The sequence below is a fragment of the Candidatus Methylomirabilota bacterium genome (assembly GCA_035260325.1).
Lineage (GTDB): Bacteria > Methylomirabilota > Methylomirabilia > Rokubacteriales > CSP1-6 > AR19.
In genome coordinates this window covers 1-4,640 of sequence record DATFVL010000237.1, presented here as the reverse complement: position 1 = coordinate 4,640, position 4,640 = coordinate 1, and the positions used below count along the sequence as shown (strand labels likewise).

The window sequence follows — 4,640 nt, the reverse complement described above, 5'->3', positions numbered from 1 at the left end:
CGCCAGCTGCGAGAGGAAGCGGGCGCGCGTCTCGGTGGTGAAGCTGCCGAACGTCAGGCGCTCGAGCTGCCGCTTCAGTGACTCCACGTAATGCGGATGGCAGTGACCGACGCTGCCCACGCCGATGCCCGCGATGAAGTCGATGTACTCGTTGCCGTCCTCGTCGATCAGCGTCGAGCCGGATCCGCGGGCCATCGCGAGGCCCGACTGGAGGGCGAAGGACTGGCTCCCCGGCGCCTGGAACCGCCGCTCCCGCGCGACGATCTCCTTCGAGCGCGGACCCGGCTCGCGCGTCACCGGCGCCCCCCGAGGAAGCGGAGCGCCAGGTGCTCCGCGATCCGCGGCGCGGCTTCGTCGCGGTAGAGGGCGAAGCTCGGCCACGCGTTCACATCGAGGAGCACGATCTCGGAAGCCGGCGTCACGATCGCGTCGCCGCCGTAGACCTCGAGCCCGAGCGCCGACGCCGCGCTCCGCACGAGCCGCGCCAGGCGCCGCTCGTCGAACCGGTGGCCGGCGAGCTGCTGCTCCTTGTGGTAGAACCAGCGGAACCACGGCGGCGCGCCGTGCGCGCCGCCGCCGGCGCCGATCCCGTAGAACTTCACGAGGTCGCCGGGCACGTGCGGCTGGATCACCGCGCGCGAGATCCCGCGCGCGGCGAGGCCGCGCAGCGCGGCGGCGACGGCGTCGGCCGCGGGCGCGTAGACCACGTCGCCCTCCTGCGTGTTGTGGACGTCCGCCCGCTTCACCCACACGGGCGGCGCGTCGGGCACCGCCGTCGCCGACGTCGGGACGAGGCGGCTCGCGATGAAGGGCACGTTCGCCTCGGCGAAGGCCTCGAGCATCCGCTCGCGGTACGTGTTGAGGACCGACCGGGTGCTGTTCACGTGCGGCACGCCGCTCGCCTCGAGGACGTGGAGCCGCTCGAGCACCTCGACGCGCTCGCACATGAGGAAGACGAATCGCGGCGGGGCCTCGGGGAGCCCGGTGACCTCCTCCGGGGTCCGCAGGACGACCTGGAGCCCTTTCGCCTCGAGGTGCTTGCCCGTAAGCCGCAGGATCTCGGCGTCGTCGGATTCGCGGCCCGGCGAGTGCGCCGCCTCGCGAAAGATGCCCCAGCAGAGCGAGTTCTTCACCCGTTCCCTCCTCAGAGCGACTATATTACCCGCCCCGCCGAGGCCAGCGCCTCGGCGAGCGTCACGTCGTCGGGCCGGTCCACGTCGACGACGGTCTCGATCACCTCGCCGTACACGGGCTCCCCCGCCTGGGGCAGCCACGCGAGGAACTCGCGGAGCCTGCCGAGCCCGGCCGGCGGCCGGAGACTCCGGGCGCGCGCGGAGACGAGATACATCCCGGCCGTGACCAGCTCGCCCGAAGGCCCTCCGATGGAGAGGACGCGCCCGGCACCGTCGAGGTCTACCCGCAGCGGATTCTCGTCGGCGACGAGCGGCGTCACGGCGAGCACCGTCGCGTCCTCGGGACGCCGCAGCGCGGCCTTGACGAAGCGCACGAAGTCGGCCTCGCGGCACCAGGCGTCCACCGTCGAGACCAGCATGCGGCCCGCGGGGGCGCGATCGACCACCTCGCGGAAGCTCTCGAGCGACGAGCGCGTCGTCTTCACGATGAACTCGGCGTCGAGGTCGGGGAAGCGCGCCCTCACCCAGTCCGGCACCTCGCGCTCCTGCTCGTTGACGATGACGACGAGGGGACCGACGCCGGCCGCGCGGAAGTTGCCGATGACGGTCTCGATCAGCGGCATGCCGGCGACGGGCACGAGCGGCTTCGGCATCGTGAAGCCCGCCGCGCGGAGCCGGCTCCCCTCGCCCGCCGCGATGATGCCGCCCGTGAGGCGCGGCCCGCTCACAGGAGGAGCCCCTCGAGGTCCTTCAGCGAATGGATCACGCGGTCGTCGCGGCAGCAGGGGCCCGCGCGCGACGCTCCCTCGCCCGCGAGCCAGATGTGGCGCATGCCCACGCCGCGCGCGCCCGCCATGTCACGCGGGAGCGAGTCGCCGACGAAGGTCGCGGCGCCGGGCTCGACGCCGAGCGCCGCGAGCGCGTGGCGGAAGATGCGCGGGTCCGGCTTCTCGCAGCCGACGCGCGCGGAGTCCACGACGGCGCCGAAGAGCCGGCGGATGCCCGCGTCCTCGCACACGCGCTCGAGGTTCCCGTAGAAGTTCGAGACGACCCCGAGCCGGTGGCGCCGCGCGAGCCGCTCGAGCAGCGCCGCGTTCTCGCCGAGACGCTCCTGCGCCGCGGCGAGGAAGCGACGCGCGACTCCGTCGGCCACGGCGCGGTCGGCGACGCCGAGCGCGTCCGCGACGGCCGTCACCAGGCGCCCGACGGTGTCGGCGAGCGAGAGCGTCGGCGGCAGCGCGCCGACGAGCGCGTCGTCGGCCGCGTGGAAGACGCGGTCGAAGCGCTCGCGGGGGACGACGACGCCCGCGTCCGCGAAGAGGTGGTGGACGCGATCCTTCCAGGGGATCCCGTCGGCGTCGAGGGTTCCCCCGAAGTCGAACAGCACCGCAGTGGCGTCAGTGTTCAAGCGATTGTGCGCGTGAAATTGGTGGAGGCGGTGGGAATCGAACCCACGTCCGGAAACCCTCAGCCGCAGGCGTCTACGTCGATAGCCGATCTACTCTACAGCGTCTCGTCCCCCGGCACTCCGATCGACGGGATCGCCGCGGGACCAGCCTCATTTTTCTCGCCCCTCCCCTGAGGCCAGGTTCGGAGCCAGCCACCAGAGTATGACGTCCGTTCCCGGTCCCCGATGGCTCGAACCGGCGGACGCTGACGGGTGTTAGGCCGCCAGAGCTAGCTGAGTGTCGGCAGCTATACCGTGCTCCCTATTTAACGAGGGGAGAGCAACCTCGAGACGCAGCCTGAGCCTCACTGATCCCCGTCGAAACCTGTCGCCCCCTCCTCACCTTTCTCGTTGCGCCGCGCGCGCGGCTTTGTCCATCTCGCGCTTCACCTCGCGCTCGCGGATGGCCGAGCGCTTGTCGTGAAGCTTGCGGCCGCGCGCCAAGCCCAGCTCCACCTTCGCGCGACCATCCTTGAAGTATAGACGAAGGGGGATCAGCGTCAAACCTCGCTCGGCGATCTTGCCCATGAGGCGGGTAAGCTCCCGGCGGTGCAGGAGGAGCTTTCGGTCCCGCTCCGGGTCATGGTTCGCGTCGGTGCCGTGGCTGTAGGGGCTGATGTGGCAGCCGAGGAGCCAGCCCTCGTCGTTCCGGACGGTCGCGTAGGCGTCCTTGAAGGTCACCTGCCCAGCGCGGAGCGCCTTCACCTCCGTGCCGCGCAGCACGAGCCCCGCCTCGACGGTCTCGAGGATCTCGTACTCGTGCCGCGCGCGCCGGTTGGTGGCGATGGCGCGGTCCTTGGCGCTCCGGTCGGCTTGACTGGCCATGTCCGAAAGGTATTATGACTGACGCCGTTCGGGCCGAAGTGGCGGAATTGGCAGACGCGCATGATTCAGGGTCATGTGCCCGCAAGGGTGTGGGGGTTCGAGTCCCCCCTTCGGCACCAGGATTTCCCAAGGCCGCGATCACGCTAAGCGATTCTTCCTCGACGGCGTTCACCGGGAGTATTTCGGGAGTACCGCACTGGCCGCTGATCGCGTCGAGTCCGCGTCGGACACCTCGGCCATCCGGGTCGCCAGCGCACTGCCGTCCCGCCGCGTGCGGTTGGGGATGTAGCGCGCGTAGACGGTGAACAGCATCTCGGGCGAGGCGTGCCCGAGCATCGCGGCCACCCACGAGGGCGCCTCGCCCGCCGCGAGCGCATTCGAGGCGAAGGTGTGCCGCGTCTGATACATCGTGCGGCGCCGGAGACCCGCAGTCGCGAGCACCCGATACCACACCCTGTCTCGCAGAAAGTTCGGGTTCAGCAGGCCCCCGTGCGGCCCGGTAAACACGTAATCCTGGCCGGGCTCGGGCGCCCCCTGGCCCCGCGTGAGACGCCCGGCGGCCTGCTGGGCCTTCTGCGCCTTGAGCGCGGCGCCGACCGGCGGCAGCAGGTCGACGTCGCGGACGCTGCTCGCGGTCTTCGGCGTCGATTCCACCCCACGATAGCGCCCAGCACGAATCCGAAACGTCTCCCGCACCCCATCGATGTCCCCCCATTTGAGCGCGGCGAGCTCGCTGGGACGCGCCCCGGTGTAGAAGGCCACCGTGAAGTACGGCCGCCACCAGGCCGGGCAGGCGGCGAGAAACCGGTCCACCTCCTGGGGATCGAGCGGGTCGACCTCGGTGCGTGGCTCCTTCAAGGGCCGGACCGCCACCGTCGGATCCTCACGCAGCAGCCGCCGCCGGACGGCCGTGCGGACGATGGATTTCAGGACGAGGAGGACGAGGTTGATCCGGCGCGCCGAGAGGCTGGCGTCCTGCAGGCGCGTGAGGAGCTGGCGCACCCGCGATTCGGTGATCCCGCTCAGGCGCACATCGGCCAACGCCGGCACGAGCTGGGACTTGAGCACCTGCTGATACTGCTGGAGCGTGCTCGGTTTCCAGGCAGCTCTGAGTTCGTCGATCCAGCCGGCCGCATACGGGGTGAACAGCGGGGCGTGCCGCACGTCGGGCGGCCGCTCGCCCCGATCGCGAGCGGCCAGGACCTCACGCTCGCAGCGCAGGGCCTCCTCCCGCG

The 4,640-nt window shown here is 71.2% G+C and carries 6 protein-coding genes, 1 tRNA gene and 1 other RNA gene; 1 reads left to right on the top strand and 7 read right to left on the bottom strand.

The window, feature by feature from the left end:
- The 6 genes from VKG64_14895 to smpB all read right to left on the bottom strand — a co-directional run.
- Window positions 1–297, bottom strand: a 297-nt coding sequence (locus VKG64_14895) for an aminotransferase class III-fold pyridoxal phosphate-dependent enzyme (protein HKB26322.1), incomplete at its 3' end; no start/stop codon positions are given.
- Window positions 294–1,133 carry a hypothetical protein gene (locus VKG64_14890; GenBank protein HKB26321.1) on the bottom strand — a complete coding sequence of 280 codons (840 nt, stop codon included), beginning with the start codon at window positions 1,131–1,133 and terminating at the stop codon, window positions 294–296. The genes VKG64_14890 and VKG64_14895, both read right to left, overlap by 4 nt.
- A gap of 20 nt (window positions 1,134–1,153) precedes the next feature.
- A complete protein-coding gene (locus VKG64_14885; GenBank protein HKB26320.1) occupies window positions 1,154–1,861 on the bottom strand; it encodes an NTP transferase domain-containing protein in 708 nt (235 codons plus the stop codon).
- Window positions 1,858–2,541 carry an HAD family hydrolase gene (locus VKG64_14880; GenBank protein ID HKB26319.1) on the bottom strand — a complete coding sequence of 228 codons (684 nt, stop codon included), beginning with the start codon at window positions 2,539–2,541 and terminating at the stop codon, window positions 1,858–1,860. The genes VKG64_14885 and VKG64_14880 overlap by 4 nt, the downstream gene beginning before the upstream one ends.
- Before the next feature lie 19 nt (window positions 2,542–2,560).
- Window positions 2,561–2,916, bottom strand: a transfer-messenger RNA (tmRNA) gene (gene ssrA / locus VKG64_14875).
- A 3-nt stretch (window positions 2,917–2,919) separates the two neighbouring features.
- Window positions 2,920–3,405 carry an SsrA-binding protein SmpB gene (gene smpB, locus VKG64_14870; protein ID HKB26318.1) on the bottom strand — a complete coding sequence of 162 codons (486 nt, stop codon included), beginning with the start codon at window positions 3,403–3,405 and terminating at the stop codon, window positions 2,920–2,922.
- Between the two features lie 32 nt (window positions 3,406–3,437).
- Here smpB and VKG64_14865 point away from each other — a divergent pair.
- Window positions 3,438–3,524 (top strand) — tRNA-Leu (locus tag VKG64_14865).
- A 49-nt stretch (window positions 3,525–3,573) separates the two neighbouring features.
- Here VKG64_14865 and VKG64_14860 read toward each other — a convergent pair.
- Window positions 3,574–4,640 (bottom strand): site-specific integrase (locus VKG64_14860; GenBank protein HKB26317.1); only part of this gene is annotated, 1,067 nt, incomplete at its 5' end.

Bases quoted from the DNA above. Each gene is read 5' to 3' on its own strand.
- smpB (HKB26318.1), bottom strand. From the start codon at position 3,405: ATGGCCAGTCAAGCCGACCGGAGCGCCAAGGACCGCGCCATCGCCACC.